Consider the following 17,321-nt stretch of genomic DNA (forward strand, 5'->3'; position numbering starts at 1 on the left):
TAAATCAGAGGAGCAAGCTCCTCATCATTCGCTCGACTTGCATGTATTAGGCACGCCGCCAGCGTTCATCCTGAGCCAGGATCAAACTCTCCATAAAAGTGTTTGACTTGCTCTTGTTTAATACTGACGGAATTAATTTAATTCCTTACCTATTTCTTTTGTTCAGTTTTCAAAGAACTTAGTGTGTTTAAAGCTTGCCGCTCGTTTTGGCGACTTTATTAGGTTAACATGTCAGAACCCTTATTGTCAACAGCTTTCTTCAAAAACTTTTAATTGTTTTTGTTAAAGCTTCAACATGTCAGTAATTCTTGCGACGAAGAATAATATACCATCATTTTCGCTCTTGTACAATAGTTTTAAATAAAAAAATGATACTTTTCTTTTTTGTCCAGCAGTGATTAACCAGCTTTCTCAAGATAAGCTAAAACAAAAAGAAGTCTACACAAGATATTGTGAAATGATGTTTACTTTAAATCACACCTCATTTATCATTCTCAATTCAGAAAGACTTCATACAACTCTCAAAACAAACTAAAAAAACCAGCACTTATGGCTGGTTTTTTGAATGTTTACTTCTCTGAATGACGCATTTGAGGGAATAACAACACATCGCGGATGGATGGAGAGTTCGTTAATAACATAACGAGGCGGTCAATACCAATACCAAGTCCCCCTGTAGGCGGCATTCCATATTCTAATGCTTCTACAAAATCTTCATCCATCATGTGGGCTTCATCATTACCTTCAGCACGTTCTTTTAACTGCTCTTCAAAACGCTCACGCTGATCAATTGGATCATTAAGCTCTGAGAACGCATTTGCATGTTCACGGCCAACGATAAATAGTTCGAAACGATCTGTAAAACGTGCATCCTCTGGGTTCTTTTTAGCAAGTGGTGAGATTTCTACTGGATGCCCGTAAACAAAAGTAGGCTGAATAAGCTTTTCTTCAACAAAGTGCTCAAAGAATTCATTTACAACATGACCATAAGACATATTGTTCTTAACAGGCACATTATGTTTTTTAGCCATTTCGCGTGCTTCTTCGTCAGACATTACTGGCCAGAAGTCAACTCCCGCTGCTTCTTTAATTGCATCAACCATATGAACTCTCTTCCAGCGAGGCTTAAGATCGACTTCATAGTCACCATAAGTAACAGTAGTAGAGCCCAGCACATCTTCAGCAATGTGTGCGATTAGGTTCTCTGTTAGTTCCATAATATCAAGGTAGTCTGCGTATGCTTCGTACAATTCAATCATCGTGAATTCTGGATTATGTCGCGTAGATACTCCTTCATTACGGAATACACGGCCGATTTCATACACTTTTTCAAGTCCACCTACTATTAAACGCTTTAAGTGAAGCTCGATTGCAATACGCATGTACAGTTCCATGTCTAAAGCGTTGTGATGGGTTATGAAGGGACGAGCCGATGCTCCGCCTGGGATCGAATGCATCGTTGGTGTTTCAACTTCTAAATAGCCATGGTCATCTAAATAGCGACGCATTGAACGAATAATTTTTGAACGTGAAATAAATGTATCTTTTACTTCAGGGTTCATGATTAGATCAACATAACGCTGGCGGTAACGCTGTTCAACATCTTTTAAACCGTGGAACTTATCTGGAAGCGGTCGTAAGGATTTAGTAAGCAATTGAAAATCTTTTGCTTTAATAGAAAGCTCTCCAACTTTTGTTTTGAAGACAAGTCCTGTTACACCTACCCAGTCACCAATGTCGATCGTGTTGAACAAGTCATATTGGTCGTCACCGACTGCGTCAGTTCTTACGTAAATCTGAATTTTACCCGTTAAGTCTTGAATGTGGGCAAAGCCAGCTTTCCCTTTTCCGCGCTTAGTCATAATTCGGCCAGCAAGGGTTACTTCAATCTCCTGGCTATCAAGATCTTCTTTTTCTACCTCTCCATATTCAGACACAAGGTCGGCAGCTGTATGCGTACGGTTAAACTTTGTTCCGAACGGATCTAAACCTTTTTCAGTTAGAGCCGCTAACTTTTCACGGCGCACACGCAGCAAATCATTTAATTCTACTTCTTGACTCATGAGAACACTCCTAGCTTTTGCAGTTTTGGATATCTATTATGGTGTATGTTAGCCTTCCGCCCGCTGGCACCTTAATGGAAATCAAGGTATTTACAGATTTTCCAAGGGCAGCCCTAGCAAGAGGGGAATGAACAGAAATCATATTTTCACGGGGATCCGCTTCAAAAGGATGAACGATGGTATAGATGTATCGTTCTTTATGAAACGTTTCCTCTATAGTAATGCTAGAGCCAGGTTCTACAAAATCCCCTGCTTCTCTTACACTCGGCCATGTAACAGCACGTGATAACAAATTTTCGATTTCGTCCGTTCGGCTCTTTAGAAATTCTTTTTCAGGAGAATGCCGAAATTCTCTTTTGCTTTTTAATAGTAATTGAAGTTCTTCTTCTAGCTTCCTGGTGCCTTCATGTGTGAGTTTTAGCATATTCATATGCTATTCCCCCTGTACATTTAATAAAAGAAAACACCTGCTGTCATTATATCTATATCACCTTTGAGCAATTAAGCAAACAACAGCCAGTCATCTGATGATCTGGCTGTATGTCACTATAGTTAGCTAATTCTTTGTTGTTTTTCTTCCAATTGGTCCACGTAACCAAACAATAGCTTACTCATATTATCACGTGTTGTGGTCTGGTTGATTTCGTTACGAACAGATCCGGTTTTCTGCAGTCCTTTTAAATACCATGCTGCATGTTTTCTCATTTCTCTAACCGCAACATCTTCGCCTTTAAGCTCGATTAAACGGTCCATATGAAGCATGCAGATGTTCATTTTTTCTCTAGCAGTTGGTTCTGGAGCGATTTCTCCGTTTTGCAAGTATTGAACGGTACGATAAAGCATCCATGGATTTCCTAGAGCCGCTCTGCCGATCATTACACCATCAACACCATATTTCTCAAGTCGCTCTTTTGCTTCTTGAGGTGTAGAAATATCCCCATTACCGATTACTGGAATAGAAACATTCTTCTTCACTTCACCGATGATGTCCCAGTCCGCTGTTCCTTCATACATTTGTACGCGTGTTCGGCCGTGAACTGCAACTGCTGCGCCGCCTGCGCGTTCAACAGCTTGTGCATTTTTCACTGCATAGATGTGATCATCATCCCATCCGATACGCATTTTTACTGTTACCGGCTTTTGCACCGCATCAACAGTTGCCGCAACCATTTCATAAATTTTATCTGGGTCAAGCAACCATTTTGCTCCTGCATCACACTTTGTGATTTTCGGAACCGGACAGCCCATATTAATATCAATAATATCTGCGTTCGTATTCTTATCTACATATTTAGCTGCAGCTACTAAAGATTCACGCTCTCCACCAAAGATCTGAAGGCTAAGTGGTTTTTCCCGTTCATCCACATAAAGCATCTTTAGGGATTTTTCATTCTCGTAAAGAATCCCTTTGTCACTTACCATCTCCGCGCATACTAAACCTGCACCAAATTCTTTAGCGATCAGACGAAATGCAGGATTACACACACCAGCCATTGGTGCTAAGACTACAGGGTTTTTCAATGTAATATCGCCTATTTTCAACATACATAATCACCTCATTTCACATGTAACATACTTTCTCTTTATTTATCTGCTTACTGTAACTCTTCAACGTTAATGCTGAACTGCTCTGCGATTCTTTGAAGCAGATCTCCTTTGGGCTTTCGACTGCCCCTTTCCACCTCGCCAAGAACCGATACCGAAATGCCGATATCTTTAGCAAGCTGTTCTTGTGTATAACCTTTTAATTTTCGGAACGCACGTATGCGTCTTCCCAGTCGATCTTCTTCCATATGCGTACACCTTCTTTATCTCTTTGTTCGCAAAGGACTTGATGTAAAGAAACTGATCCGCCTGGATATACATCATCAGGCGCAATTTCACTAAGAGGTATGAGAACAAATGCCCTTTCAAGCATACGTGGATGCGGAATGTTTAACACTTCCGTCTGTATACTTACACTATTATACAATAAAATGTCAAGGTCTATTGTTCGCGGTCCCCATTTTCGAACCCTTTTTCTGTTCAGTTTCGTCTCCACTTCTTGCATTTTACTCAAAAGTGACTGTGGAGGAAGAGAGGTTTTGAGTTTTATAGCTAAATTTAAAAACAATGGCTGATCCGTATAACCTACTGGATCTGTTTCATATATAGAAGAAATCTCTTCGATCGTAATTTCAGGATCTCTATTTAATTCAACGACCGCTTTTTTCAAAAATTGTTCTCTGTCCCCCATGTTTGAACCAAGAGACAGGTAAGCTGTATGATTTTGTTCCATCTACTTGCGTCCTCTGTGAATCTCAACAGCTACTGAATCATAATGACCGGGAATGGGAGGGTCTGGTTTAATGACTTTTACAGTTACTTCATCAATTAATGAAAACTTAACGAGTAAAAGAGCTGCTATTGTTTCGGCCAGTGACTCCAAAAGTTTTACCGGATCTCCCTCAACAATCCCTTTTACCGCATCATAAATTTCTTTATAATTGACGGTTTGTTCAAGATCATCTGTAAGTCCAGCTTTGGAAAGATCCATCTGTAAAGTAACGTCGACGTTAAAACGCTGACCAAGCTTTTGTTCTTCTGGAAAAACACCATGATATCCATAAAACTTCATACCGTTCACATACATTTTATCCATGGGCAACTGCACCTTTTCCAAGCATAATATCCATCATTTTGGCCATTCTGCTCATTTCTTTCACGTCATGAACGCGTACGATCGAGCAGCCTCTTTCAATTCCTAAACAAATCGTGGCGCCCGTTCCTTCCATGCGCTCTTCAACCGGTAGATCAAGAGCTTTTCCAATCATCGACTTCCGTGAAGTTCCTAATAAAACAGGGTAGCCTTTATTCGTTATTTCATTCAATCTTCTCATCGTTTCAAGATTTTGTTCAAAGGTTTTAACAAATCCAATACCAGGATCAAGGATTATATTCTCAGGATTAACACCAGCCTTTACGGCTATGGCTATGCTATGGTCTAAGTCGGCAATAAGATCAGCCATAAACTCCTGATAATCTCTATCAAATCGGTTATGCATTAAGATAACCGGTACATTTGTTTCCGCCATCACGCGCGGCATATCCGGGTCGAACTTCGCACCCCAAACATCATTGATCATATGAGCCCCAGCCTTCACCGCTTCATAGGCAGTTTGTGCTTTGTACGTATCAATCGATAACGGCACATCCACTTCGTTTTTTAACGCTTCGATAACGGGGATAACCCTTTCGAGTTCTTCTTCAAGCATTACTTTTGTTGCACCCGGTCTTGTCGACTCTCCGCCAATATCAATGATATCAGCGCCTTGTTCGATCATTTCTTTCGCATGTCTGACAGCATGTTCAACGCGGTTATGATGACCGCCATCCGAAAAAGAGTCTGGAGTGACGTTTAGAATTCCCATCACATAGGTCTTTTTAGAAAAATCGAGTACGTATTCTCCACAAATCAGCTTAGGCTCGTTTAAGATCAATTCGCGCATTGACAATCTACCCTTTCATAAAACATCAAATCTTTCGGAGTCTTTCCTTTGTATGCTTGTTATAAAGCGCTGTGTATTTCAGAAAAAATTCACCCTCACAACCTGCATACTTCTTATGTTCAAATTGTTTAACCGGTACGATCTCCTGGATGGAGTTTGTTAAGAAGATTTCATCCACTTTGCTTAATTCGTCTATTTTATAATTCCCTGTTTGCAGAGGAATGTTCAATTCATGTGAAGCTTTTATAACCCATTTTCTTGTAATGCCGTTAAGGATTCCCGTTGAAAGTCCCGGCGTATACATTTTTCCATCCCTCATCCAAAACAGATTGGAGACAGTTCCCTCACTGATGTATCCTTCTTTTGTTAAGAAGACACCTTCATGTTTAATCGGGTCCGTCAGTTCTCTTTTACCGAGAATGCTGTTTAAATAATGATGAGATTTTAACCGTTTCTCTCCTTCAGGCGTGTTACGAACTGTTTTAAGTCGAATCAGTTCTTTTTCAGGCATGCGTTTTGCTTGTATTAACGGCTTCGTAAAAAGAATCACATTCGGCGCCTCGTATGGATCTGTTTGAAGCCCGATATCTCCTGCGCCAGCTGAAACATTTAACCGGAAATACGCATCTTCTAAACCGTTTTTATCTAAAAGAGTGTTAACCATCTCAATCACATCAGATCCATCTAACTTCAATGAAATATTTAGCTCATTCAACGCTTCATTAAGCCGGTCCATATGTTCATCGATTAAAAACGGAAAACCGCCGTAAGTCCTAAACGTTTCAAAAGCACCTAGACCATACATAAAGCCGTGATCATAAGGAGATATAACAGCCTCTTCTTTCGATAGAACACGGTCGTTTAAATAGATGTACATAGGTTTTTGCCTTTATAAAAATCAATAAAATTCTTTAGCAGCTTCTTCCCATCCTCCGTTAAGATGGATTCAGGATGATATTGAACCCCTTCAATTGGGAGCTCTTTATGGCGGATTCCCATAATTTCGCCTTCTTCTGTCCAGGAAGAGATCTCAAAGCAATCAGGCAGTGTTTCTCTCTTCACGATTAACGAATGATAGCGTGTTGCGAGAAACCCTTGTTCAAGTCCTTCGTACACTGTTTTTCCGTCATGCAAAACGGGCGAAGTTTTTCCGTGCATCAATCTGTCAGCTCGTACAACATCACCGCCAAAAACTTGGGCGATCGCCTGATGACCGAGACATACACCGAACAACGGAATTGTGCCTGCAAAGTGCTCGATAACTTCAAGGCTGATGCCCGCTTCATTAGGAGAACATGGACCTGGTGAAATCATCAAAAAATCGGGGTTCAATTGCTCTATTTCCTTAATTGTAATTTCATCATTTCGTTTTACGATTAATTCCTCGCCCATCTCACCTAAATATTGTACGAGATTATACGTAAAGGAATCATAATTATCAATCATTAAAATCATCTCGTCTCATCTCCTCTCATGTGCTGTGTGTTACACCAAAATAGGACCGAGCTCACTTTGTTCTTTTGCTCGCCACAGCGCCTCTGCTTTTTTTAACGACTCTTTATATTCACTCTCTGGTACTGAATCAATCACAATACCTGCACCTGCTTGAACGTGTGCAGTTTCATTTTGACATACCATCGTACGAATTGCGATATTCATTTCTGTATCTCCATTAAATCCAATCCAACCGATGCTTCCCGTGTATACACCTCTTCTTACAGGCTCCAGCTCTTCAATAATCTCCATCGTTCTTACTTTTGGAGCACCTGTTATCGTACCTCCAGGAAATGTTGCTTTTATACAATCAAAGGCATCGCATTCAGGTCTTAATGTTCCGACTACATTAGAAACAATGTGCATGACATGTGAGTATCTCTCAATCACCATAAATTCATCGACATGAACGGAACCATAAGTTGAAACCTTACCTAAATCGTTCCTTTCAAGATCAACAAGCATCACATGTTCGGCGCGTTCCTTCTCATTTTCAATCAATGTGTTGGCAAGCTCAAGATCCTCTTCTTCTGTTCTGCCTCGCGGTCTCGTGCCCGCAATAGGACGTGTACTGATCACTTTTCCTTTTTTCTTGACCAACAATTCAGGAGAAGCACTTACCAGCTTAAAGTCAGGTGTTTCAAGGTACCCCATATAAGGTGAAGGGTTAATTCTTCTCAGTTCTTCGTATACGTTAAACGGTGTAGTCTGAAGCGTTTTAGACTGCCGAACAGATAGGTTCACTTGAAAAACATCACCATCAGAAATATAGGATTGTATTTTTTTTACAGCTTTGACAAAGATGTCTTCTGTCATCGATACATGCTTATAGCTCTCATCGTTCGGGTACGTTTGGCCATTCATTTTTTCCGATTCATTAGAAGAGCTAGGAGCTTTCCACATTTCTTCAAATGCACGGAGCTTGTCCAAGCTATACGAATCATTTTGATCTTCAGTTAACACAAGAATCCACAGCTTGTTCGTTTCATGATTGTAAACAAAAACATCTTTAAATAATAAAAAATATAGGTCTGGCAACGCAAGATCATCTTTTGATGTACATGGAAGCTTTTCGAATTCACGCGCCAGGTCATAACTGAGGTATCCGATAGCGCCACCAGTGAAGTCTGGCAGACCTTCTATGGATTCTAATTGAAAATGCTTGAACCAGTCTTGAAATTCTTTGTACACGGGTCCTTTTCTTTTTGATATTCCATCATCGGTTTTTATCGTTAACACATTATCTTTTCCTGACACTTCAGCAAACGGAGATAATCCAATGATGCTGTACTTGCCAGTTCTTCCGCTCTCTAATAATACGTGACGAGGTTCGGTGACTGACAAAGATTTATATTTATAAAACCACTCCTCTTTAGAAAGTGGAATACTCGTGTTCAGTACATGCCATTTCTTGTTTCTCTCCATTTGGTCACTCTCCCAAAAATCTTCTGCTTACATTGTACATGAGGTGTTTCACTTTGGCACATCTTTCTCCTAATTTCCTGCATTTTCAAATTCATTTTCGTTAATAAAAAAGCCCCCAAAAGGGAGCTTTTTTGATTAATCTTCGAATTGGTATAGAGGTGTACTTAAGTATCTTTCACCGTTACTCGGAATAACCGCGAGTACTTTTTTCCCTTTACCTAGTTTTTGGGCTACCTTTAACGCTGCAGAAATAGCTGCTCCGGAAGAAATACCGCCTAAAAGTCCTTCCTCACGGGCTGCTTTTCTTGCCATTTCAAACGCTTCTTCATTTGCTACCGTTATTACTTCATCATAGATTTCTGTTTTTAATATGTCCGGAACAAACCCGGCACCGATACCCTGAATCTTATGCGGACCAGGTTTTCCGCCAGAGAGTACTGGGGAATCTGCCGGTTCAATGGCATAGATCTTAATGTCAGGATATTTTTCTTTTAATACTTCTCCGGCACCCGTAATCGTCCCACCTGTACCAATTCCAGATACAAAAGCATCAAGACCGTCAGGAAATTGGGCCACAATTTCTTGTCCAGTTGTGTTTCTGTGGATTTCAGGATTCGCTTCATTTTTAAACTGCTGCGGCATGAAGTATCCTTTTTCTTTTAAAAGTTCTTCTGCTTTCCGTATTGCTCCGCCCATTCCTTCAGGTCCTGGGGTTAAGATAAGGTCAGCTCCGTACGCTCTTAACAGGTTGCGTCTTTCCATACTCATGGTTTCTGGCATTACAAGAATTGTTTTATAACCTTTGGCAGCAGCTACCATAGCAAGACCAATTCCTGTATTTCCGCTCGTCGGTTCGATGATAGTATCGCCAGCCTTCAACTTTTCGCTCTTTTCAGCTGCTTCCACCATCGCTAATGCGATCCTGTCTTTCACACTGCTTCCTGGATTCATAAATTCTAATTTTAAATAAACATCTGCCATATCTTCCGTTGTTAAACGATTCAATTTTACAACAGGGGTTTGACCGATAAGATCGGTTATCGATTGCGCCACTCTAGCCATTCGCCATCACTCCTAAAACCGAGTATTTTTATTGGATTAATTGTAACAACCATGGAAATCGTCTGTCAATTTTATTGCATGTGTAAGCCATCTATTACAATCGTACGCAAAAAATTCCATTTCATGTGTAAAACAAAACCCGGAAAGATTCCGGGTTTAAGATTTTGCTTGATCCAGCAAAGTTTGAAGCTCTTCTTTTGAAAACGTATATGTTTCATTACAGAACTGGCAGTTCGTCTCGGCATGCCCATCTTCTTCTATAATATCTTTAATTTCTTGTTCCCCAAGGCTTACAATTGCTTGCCCAAAACGATCGTGTGAACAGGTACATTTAAAACCAACTGGAGACTTTTCTAAAATCTTTACTTGATCCTCTCCTAGCAGCTCAAAAAGAATCTCCTCAGGTGTCATACCTTTATCAATAAGGCGCGAAATAGGAGGAATCGCATTAATTCTCTCTTCTAAAAGGTCAACGATACTGTCTGACGCGTTCGGCATAACTTGAACGATAAATCCGCCTGAAGCTTTTATTGAATTATCCGGATTAACTAAAACCCCAACACCTACAGCAGACGGCACTTGTTCAGACGATGCGAAGTAATACGTAAAGTCCTCGCCTAATTCTCCTGAAACCATTGGTACTTGGCCAGTGAATTTCTCACGCATACCGATATCTTTTAAAACAGATAGAAATCCATTCTTACCGACCGCGCGCGCAACATCCAATTTGCCTTGGCTGTTTAGTTCAAAATGAGTATGAGGGTTTGTAACATATCCACGTGTTTCACCTTTTGGATTACTGTCGACTAGAATCACGCCGATTGGTCCGCCGCCTTCAATCTTAACCGTGATGCTGTTATCGTCCCCTTTAAGCATCATACCCATCATCGTTGATGCAGTCATCGCTCTACCTAAAGCGGCTGATGCAGTTGGCCATGTATCATGCCTTTTTTGAGCTTCTCCAACCATCTCAGTTGTGGAGATTGCATAAGCTCGAATTTGCCCGTCAAACGCAAGGGCTTTTATTAAATAATCATTCATATACGCTCATCCTTTTAACCGTTCTTGTTTTTATCGTAAATAAGCAGAAGACCTTTTAATGTTAAGAAAGGATCCACATGATCAATAACACTGCTTTCGGCTGCGATTAAATTCGCAAGTCCTCCAGTAGCGATAACGGTCGGCTCTTCTACTGATTGTTCTTTCATCCTTTTTACAATACCCTCGACCTGCCCGACATATCCATAAAGAATACCCGCTTGCATAGCGTTGACGGTATTTTTGCCGATCACGCCTTCAGGTTTTGCAATCTCGATACGTGGAAGTTTCGCTGCCTTTGTATACAGTGCTTCTGTTGAAATATTGATCCCCGGTGCTATAGCCCCACCCATATATTGTTTATTTTCATTGATATAACAATAGGTTGTGGCCGTTCCAAAATCGACAATAATAAGAGGTGATCCATATTCATGAATGGCAGCAATCGCATTTACAATACGATCGGCTCCCACTTCTCTTGGATTCTCATATTTGATATTCAAGCCTGTTTTGATGCCAGGCCCTACGATCAACGGACGCTGATTAAAGTACTTTAGACACATCCGTTCTAATGCAAACATGATCGGAGGTACTACAGAAGATATGATAATGCCCTCAATTTGTTCTTTATGAATATGAACGTGGCGAAACAGATCCAGTATCAGCATGCCATACTCATCTTCCGTTTTTTCACGCGATGTATGAATTCTCCAATGGTGCTTTAGTTCATCATTCTCATATAGCCCTAAAACAATATTCGTATTTCCGACATCAAACACAAAAATCATGGAATTTGTCCCCGCTTCTTATCTTAAGTTTCTATACTAGTTATAACACAAAACCATTAGGAGTAAAGCAACGCGTCTTCTTACAGATGTATGGATAGCAGTTAATCTCCACTCCAGGTACTCGTTTTCCGCGGGGTGTCGGTGAGCCATACTATTCCCGCATGAGTCCCGCACCTTCCACTCAATATCAACTAATCAATCATGTTTTCTCAAGTAAATGGTTTACACGTTAATTTAAGCAAAAAGAAAAGGACACCTCAAGATTTGAGGTATCCTTTGATCATTAATCTTGTTTTGGCTCTTCTTCATCCTTTTTGTTAAGTGTAACTTTAACATCATCAGATGATTTTGAGATAATCTTCTTTTCAGGAAGCTTTCCTGTCTTAACAAGTTCCTTGATTTGCTCTTCATCAAGCGTTTCTACTGTTAATAGCGTTTGTGCGATGATTTCTAATTTAGCATTATGTTCTGTAAGAATCTGACGGCAGCGCTCATAAGATTCTTTAATGATGCGCTGAACTTCTAAATCGATTTCATGCGCAATCGCATCACTGTAGTTTTGCTCATTGTTGAAGTCTCTGCCAAGGAAAACTTGACCGCTTTGTGAAGAACCAAATTGCATCGGTCCAAGTCTGTCACTCATACCAAATTCCGTTACCATGCGGCGGGCGATACCCGTTGCACGCTGGAAGTCATTGTGAGCTCCTGTACTTACTTCGTTAAACGTAATCTCTTCGGCAACACGTCCTCCAAGAAGTCCAACAATCTTATCAAGCAATTCAGGCTTTGTCATGAAATAACGGTCTTCTTTAGGAAGCATAACGGTGTAACCACCAGCTTGCCCGCGCGGGACAACGGTTACTTTATGAACCGTATCTGCTCCTTCAAGAACGAGACCAATTACAGTGTGACCTGCTTCATGGTAGGCTACAATATTCTTTTCTTTTTCCGAAATCACGCGGCTCTTTTTAGCAGGGCCGGCAATTACACGGTCAATCGCTTCATCAACATCGTCCATATCGATCTTCTTCTTGTTCGTACGTGCAGCTACTAATGCCGCTTCATTTAACAAGTTTTCTAGATCAGCACCCGAGAATCCCGGTGTACGCATCGCGATGGTTTTTAAATTAACATCTTCATCTAACGGCTTATTGCGTGCATGTACTTGAAGAACTTCTTCACGGCCTTTTACGTCTGGGCGGTTAACCGGAATTTGACGGTCAAAACGTCCTGGACGAAGTAGGGCAGGGTCAAGAATATCAGCACGGTTTGTAGCTGCGATGATGATGATTCCTTCATTCGCACCAAAACCGTCCATTTCAACAAGCAACTGGTTCAAGGTTTGTTCACGCTCATCGTGACCTCCGCCAAGACCGGCACCACGTTGACGACCTACTGCGTCAATCTCATCAATAAAAATGATACAAGGTGCATTTTTCTTTGCATTTTCAAACAAATCACGAACACGTGATGCACCGACACCAACGAACATCTCAACGAAATCAGAACCTGAGATCGAGAAGAACGGAACGCCAGCTTCTCCTGCTACTGCACGTGCAAGAAGGGTTTTACCAGTACCCGGAGGTCCTACTAAAAGAACACCTTTTGGAATACGAGCACCTAGTGCAGAGAATTTGCGCGGGTCTTTTAAGAATTCAACAACTTCAACAAGTTCTTGTTTCTCCTCATCCGCTCCGGCTACATCCTTAAATGTTACTTTCTTCTTTTCTTCGTTATAAAGTTTCGCTTTACTTTTCCCAAAGTTCATTACACGGCTTCCGCCACCTTGAGCTTGGTTTAACAAGAAGAAGAATAAAATAAAGATAATGACAAACGGGATAATCGATGTAAAGAAAGTAACCCAGCCGCTCGTCTGTTCTTGCTGTTTAAATTCTACATTGGCCGTATCAGCCAGCTTTTCGATCTCAGCAAGCGTGTTACCTGTTAGAGGAGCATTTGTTTGAAAGACTTCTCCTTCTTTTGCTCCTGCCAGTTTACCTCGGACAACGTATACGCCACCCTCAGGCTGGTAAACAATACTTTCAACTTTGCCACCCTCGATGTACTTTGTCAGCTGGTCATAGCGAATTTCCTTGACCTCATTGTTATTGCCGTTAAAAAAGCTGACAACTCCAACAACAACTAAAAAGATTAGTAAATAAAATATAGTATTACGGAAGATGCGATTCATTCCTTACCTCCTTAGGCGAACAATCAATTCGTAAGCGTTTCTGTTAGTCTTTCTTTTCGTAAATCTCTGGTTTTAACACGCCGATATAAGGCAGGTTGCGGTACTTCTCGATATAATCCAAGCCGTAGCCGACAACAAAAGCATCAGGAACGATAAACCCTGCTAAATCAGGCTTAATATCAACCTTTCGTCCTGTTGGCTTATCTAACAATGTTACAATCTTAACTGATTTAGCTTTGCGGTGTTTAAACTGCTGAACCAAATAGCTAAGCGTTAATCCACTGTCAATAATATCTTCTACAATGATTACGTCTCGTCCTTCTAAGGAAGTATCTAAATCTTTAATGATTTTTACTTGCCCGGAAGAAACGGTAGAAGCTCCATAGCTGGATACTGCCATCAAATCAATTTCAAGATGGATATCCATGCGTTTGATAAGGTCTGCCATAAAAGGAAGTGCTCCTTTTAAAACACCGACCACTAATGGAAAACTTTCCTTATATTCCTCTGATAGCTCTTTTCCAAGTTCTTTGATCTTTCCTTGAATCGCTTCTTCGGAAATAAGTGTTTCTAAAATTTCTTCATGCATGTTCAACAAGCCTCCTAGACGTCATGGCGATTTTTTTGAAAGTGTAAGATTACCCATTGTTCAGAATTAGAATGATTCATCGTGCTGCGGTTCGTGTGTTTCAGTCCAGGAATCCATATAATACTGCCATTCGCATCAACTACGATCGGCCATACGCTTCGTTCTTCCTGTCTCACTTTAGCATCAATAAAGATATCCTTTAATTTCCGCGTACCAACGCCGGCAATCGCCATCCGGTCACCTGGCCTACGGGTTCGAACTCGTAACGGGAGACTTACATCATTCCATGAAAACACAAAAACATCTTTCCCTCTAGTTGAAAGGGGTTCACAATCCGTTATTTCAGCAGTCATTATGCCATTCGGCAATTCTACACGGCCCGGCAGCTCTAAAGAGAAATCATAACTCGACTCTTCTTCGTTTTTGACCGGCTCAAAACTTAACGTGCATCTGTCATAAGTTCGGCTGACAAAAAGACCTGACGGAAAATGCAAAAATCCGGATGGATGCTCACTTCCGAGCAAACTTAGAAAGTTTTCCTTATGTACAGAGGAAAGAGATGAAGGATTTAATTTATACAGATAGTTCAATATTAGTGTAATCCCTCTTTTTTGTAAAGGAATAGGCATCTTGTTAAAAGAGGAGACGGATAACTCTATTTTCCCCTCTGTTTTAACTATTAAAACCTTTTCTAACTCTATTTCAGCCTGTTCGGATATATACGCTTCATCTTCTGAAATGGTTTCACTTAAATATTGAAATCTTTCATGCACGCTTGGATTTTCCTGCTTTAAAAAGGGAAGTATGTGTTTGCGATACCGATTTCGTACATATGTATCGCTCTCGTTGCTAGGATCATGAACAGGAAACAGTTTTTCTACTTTACAATAATGCTCGATTTGGTCTTTTGTTATTCCTAAAAACGGACGAATAATTTCTCCTTCAGCAAAAGGCCGCCTAATAGGTATTCCCGCAAGGCTATACCCTTCACTTCCCCTTGTCATCCTCATCAGCATCGTTTCAATTTGATCGTCACCATGATGAGCAAGAGCTAGATGATCTGCTTTATGTTTCTTCATGATTTGCTCAAAAAAGCGGTATCTGCATGTCCTCGCCGCTGTTTGAAGAGATAAGTGGTTTTTCTTTTGATAGTGCGCAACATCTTCCCCACCGCCTTCAAACGGAATGTTCCGTTCGAGACAAAAACGTTCTACAAACGCTAGCTCGTTTTCAGATTCTTCACCTCTAAGCTTATGATTGAATGAGGCCGCAATGACAGAAATGTTGTAAACTGATGAACGTTTCCATAAAAAGTGCAATAAGGCTAACGAATCTGGTCCGCCCGAAACACCAACAACAACTGTTTTTGCGGATGAAAGAAGCCGGTGTTTTTTAATAAATTGCTCCACGTCCTGCAACATTACCCGCTCCTTCGTTCCAATTTCTCCATAAAATCATAACAAAGAATTCTTTTAACTTACAGCTTTACATCGTTTGTCCAAGCATATAGAACAAATAAACGATAAAAACGAACATAAATACTAAGGATGTTTCTACGAGAAAACTTCCCTTTTTCTTCTTTTGCGCTTGTCTCGATGGAGGTTTATGGACAGAATTGTTTAGTTTCTGAGGTGTTTGATTGTTCACATTTGCGTTCAACAAAAGGACGAGTTCGTTTCTCATCTCTTCAGCGTATCTGTATTTTCCGTTCCACGCCTTTTCTAAAAGAGCACCATAAGGCTTAAGCATAGGGCTTGCTGCAATTTTTTCCTGAAGCTGTCTGTCAGGGTTGTTTCCTTTTGTAAAACGAGAAGGATACGCAAGATTGATCATGACCATTCCGGCAGAAAACAAATCATATGAAGGTTCTGCTTTTCTCGACCCTTTGCCCCAGTAGCCTCGATCAAAAAACTCCGTGTATTCTTTTATCGATCGATCCATGATGGTAGTACCCCCCACGTCAATCCATCTAATCCGATAGGGAGGCCCAGTAACAAGCAGGTTGTCAGGCTTTAAATCACCAAAAGCCCAGCCTGCCTGGTGCAGAGTATGAAGATCGGTTAAAAGCTGTACAAGTAAAATGCCAGCCCATTCCGTAGATTTATTTCTCAGAAATTCAAACAGTGTTTCACCTTTTAAATATTCCATCGCATAAAACGGATACGTAACTTTTCCTTTGAGCCAATCATCCACTTCGATTAAAGAAGGTCCAAGGACTTTCCCCTGGACCTTAGAAAAACGCTTCAGCACATTCACTTCAGATGTAATCGACATCTGGTCATGTCCGATTTTCAGTGCAACCACACCATGGTCAGAATCAGCAAGATAGACTGCTCCTGTGGCCCCATAGCCTAAACGACGGCGTACACGGTACCTTGAATGATTCCACTTCCCGCGAATTTCCTCTCCAACACTCAATTTACATACCGGACTCGTTCGTATATCCTGGGGTATCACTGGACAAGAAGCTCCTTTTCGCAGATCGCTTACGGCTAAAAGCAGCGATCCCTTCTTTAATTGCAGGACCTGTTGGTGTAATTCCACCTAATGTGATCTTAGAAAAAATTTTGCCGATCGAGTCCATTTTAGACGACCAGCTTAACAGTTCTTCAACTTCTTTCTTCTTGCCCGGAAAAGCAAAGATTGAAAACTCATTGTCACCAATTCTGGAATTTAAAGAGATAGATAGATCGAGTAACGACTCTTGAACGGTCAGCATCTTGTCTTCCATGCTCCCAGATGCATCTATTAAAACAAGAACCTCAAGATTCATCGTTTCTCCCATCTCATCAACCACTTCCATCACTTCACCTCGTTTATCTGGAGGAAGGTCTTCCATCGTTGATTTACTCCCAAGTATTTGTTGAAGTTCAGCGTTAACGACACCTTTTATCGTTTGCGCCATTGCTTTTTGAGTCACCATCTTTACAGTTTGGGCGAGTTGCTTTGTATAGACAACCTGACTGATTCCGCCGCCTGCCATCGCAATGTCTTCCACCTCTTTTAATCCTTGCCTATGATATTCAGGAGCATTCTCATTTAAAACACCGATAACGTTAACCGCAATGCCTTGTTCATGTGCAAGGGCCGCCATAGCAACTGGATCTTCACCTTGGTTCGAACATCCGTCTGTAATTAATAGAATTTGTCGCAGTGTTCCTTTGTTCCGCATTCTTCTAACCC

General features: G+C 40.9%; 18 protein-coding genes and 1 rRNA gene. All 19 read right to left on the reverse strand.

Annotation, left to right across the window (positions count from 1 at the left end; genetic code table 11):
• A 16S ribosomal RNA gene (locus KUV80_RS17810) occupies positions 1 to 97 on the reverse strand; the annotation flags it as partial.
• A gap of 472 nt (positions 98 to 569) precedes the next feature.
• Positions 570 to 2,063: a lysine--tRNA ligase gene (gene lysS, locus KUV80_RS17815; protein ID WP_222464071.1), complete on the reverse strand. Its 1,494-nt coding sequence runs from the start codon at positions 2,061 to 2,063 to the stop codon at positions 570 to 572.
• A gap of 10 nt (positions 2,064 to 2,073) precedes the next feature.
• On the reverse strand, positions 2,074 to 2,493 hold the full coding sequence (locus tag KUV80_RS17820) for a GreA/GreB family elongation factor (protein ID WP_222464072.1): 420 nt from the start codon (positions 2,491 to 2,493) through the stop codon (positions 2,074 to 2,076).
• Between the two features lie 122 nt (positions 2,494 to 2,615).
• Complete coding sequence (gene dusB, locus KUV80_RS17825) at positions 2,616 to 3,608, reverse strand: tRNA dihydrouridine synthase DusB (RefSeq protein ID WP_222464073.1); 993 nt, start codon at positions 3,606 to 3,608, stop codon at positions 2,616 to 2,618.
• A gap of 50 nt (positions 3,609 to 3,658) precedes the next feature.
• Entirely contained in the window at positions 3,659 to 3,856 is a 198-nt protein-coding gene (locus KUV80_RS17830; RefSeq protein ID WP_222464074.1) for a helix-turn-helix domain-containing protein, read from the reverse strand.
• Entirely contained in the window at positions 3,808 to 4,341 is a 534-nt protein-coding gene (folK, locus tag KUV80_RS17835; protein WP_222464075.1) for a 2-amino-4-hydroxy-6-hydroxymethyldihydropteridine diphosphokinase, read from the reverse strand. Before folK ends, KUV80_RS17830 begins: the two co-directional genes overlap by 49 nt.
• The gene (gene folB / locus KUV80_RS17840) at positions 4,342 to 4,704 is read right to left on the reverse strand and encodes a dihydroneopterin aldolase (RefSeq protein ID WP_222464076.1); all 363 of its coding nucleotides are present in this window, start codon (positions 4,702 to 4,704) and stop codon (positions 4,342 to 4,344) included.
• Positions 4,697 to 5,551 (reverse strand): dihydropteroate synthase, encoded by an 855-nt coding sequence (folP, locus tag KUV80_RS17845; RefSeq protein WP_222464077.1) that lies wholly within the window; start codon positions 5,549 to 5,551, stop codon positions 4,697 to 4,699. The genes folB and folP overlap by 8 nt, the downstream gene beginning before the upstream one ends.
• A gap of 25 nt (positions 5,552 to 5,576) precedes the next feature.
• The gene (gene pabC / locus KUV80_RS17850; protein ID WP_222464078.1) at positions 5,577 to 6,428 is read right to left on the reverse strand and encodes an aminodeoxychorismate lyase; all 852 of its coding nucleotides are present in this window, start codon (positions 6,426 to 6,428) and stop codon (positions 5,577 to 5,579) included.
• Positions 6,413 to 7,006: an aminodeoxychorismate/anthranilate synthase component II gene (gene pabA, locus KUV80_RS17855; protein ID WP_222464079.1), complete on the reverse strand. Its 594-nt coding sequence runs from the start codon at positions 7,004 to 7,006 to the stop codon at positions 6,413 to 6,415. Before pabA ends, pabC begins: the two co-directional genes overlap by 16 nt.
• Before the next feature lie 30 nt (positions 7,007 to 7,036).
• Positions 7,037 to 8,470: an anthranilate synthase component I family protein gene (locus tag KUV80_RS17860; protein WP_222464080.1), complete on the reverse strand. Its 1,434-nt coding sequence runs from the start codon at positions 8,468 to 8,470 to the stop codon at positions 7,037 to 7,039.
• Between the two features lie 135 nt (positions 8,471 to 8,605).
• Positions 8,606 to 9,532, reverse strand: coding sequence for a cysteine synthase A (gene cysK, locus KUV80_RS17865; RefSeq protein ID WP_222464081.1), 927 nt, complete (start codon positions 9,530 to 9,532; stop codon positions 8,606 to 8,608).
• 156 nt (positions 9,533 to 9,688) lie between these two features.
• Positions 9,689 to 10,573: an Hsp33 family molecular chaperone HslO gene (gene hslO, locus KUV80_RS17870; RefSeq protein WP_222464082.1), complete on the reverse strand. Its 885-nt coding sequence runs from the start codon at positions 10,571 to 10,573 to the stop codon at positions 9,689 to 9,691.
• Between the two features lie 14 nt (positions 10,574 to 10,587).
• Complete coding sequence (locus tag KUV80_RS17875) at positions 10,588 to 11,358, reverse strand: type III pantothenate kinase (RefSeq protein ID WP_222464083.1); 771 nt, start codon at positions 11,356 to 11,358, stop codon at positions 10,588 to 10,590.
• A 283-nt stretch (positions 11,359 to 11,641) separates the two neighbouring features.
• Positions 11,642 to 13,549, reverse strand: coding sequence for an ATP-dependent zinc metalloprotease FtsH (ftsH, locus tag KUV80_RS17880; protein ID WP_222464084.1), 1,908 nt, complete (start codon positions 13,547 to 13,549; stop codon positions 11,642 to 11,644).
• Between the two features lie 43 nt (positions 13,550 to 13,592).
• The gene (gene hpt, locus KUV80_RS17885) at positions 13,593 to 14,138 is read right to left on the reverse strand and encodes a hypoxanthine phosphoribosyltransferase (protein ID WP_222464085.1); all 546 of its coding nucleotides are present in this window, start codon (positions 14,136 to 14,138) and stop codon (positions 13,593 to 13,595) included.
• A 14-nt stretch (positions 14,139 to 14,152) separates the two neighbouring features.
• Positions 14,153 to 15,559 (reverse strand): tRNA lysidine(34) synthetase TilS, encoded by a 1,407-nt coding sequence (gene tilS / locus KUV80_RS17890; protein ID WP_222464086.1) that lies wholly within the window; start codon positions 15,557 to 15,559, stop codon positions 14,153 to 14,155.
• Positions 15,560 to 15,623: 64 nt separating this feature from the next.
• Positions 15,624 to 16,595 carry a protein kinase domain-containing protein gene (locus KUV80_RS17895; RefSeq protein ID WP_338083524.1) on the reverse strand — a complete coding sequence of 324 codons (972 nt, stop codon included), beginning with the start codon at positions 16,593 to 16,595 and terminating at the stop codon, positions 15,624 to 15,626.
• Complete coding sequence (locus tag KUV80_RS17900) at positions 16,558 to 17,310, reverse strand: vWA domain-containing protein (protein WP_222464087.1); 753 nt, start codon at positions 17,308 to 17,310, stop codon at positions 16,558 to 16,560. The genes KUV80_RS17895 and KUV80_RS17900 overlap by 38 nt, the downstream gene beginning before the upstream one ends.
• Between the last annotated feature and the right edge of the window lie 11 nt (positions 17,311 to 17,321).

The sequence above is a fragment of the Fictibacillus nanhaiensis genome, assembly GCF_019801215.1.
GTDB lineage: Bacteria > Bacillota > Bacilli > Bacillales > Fictibacillaceae > Fictibacillus > Fictibacillus nanhaiensis_C.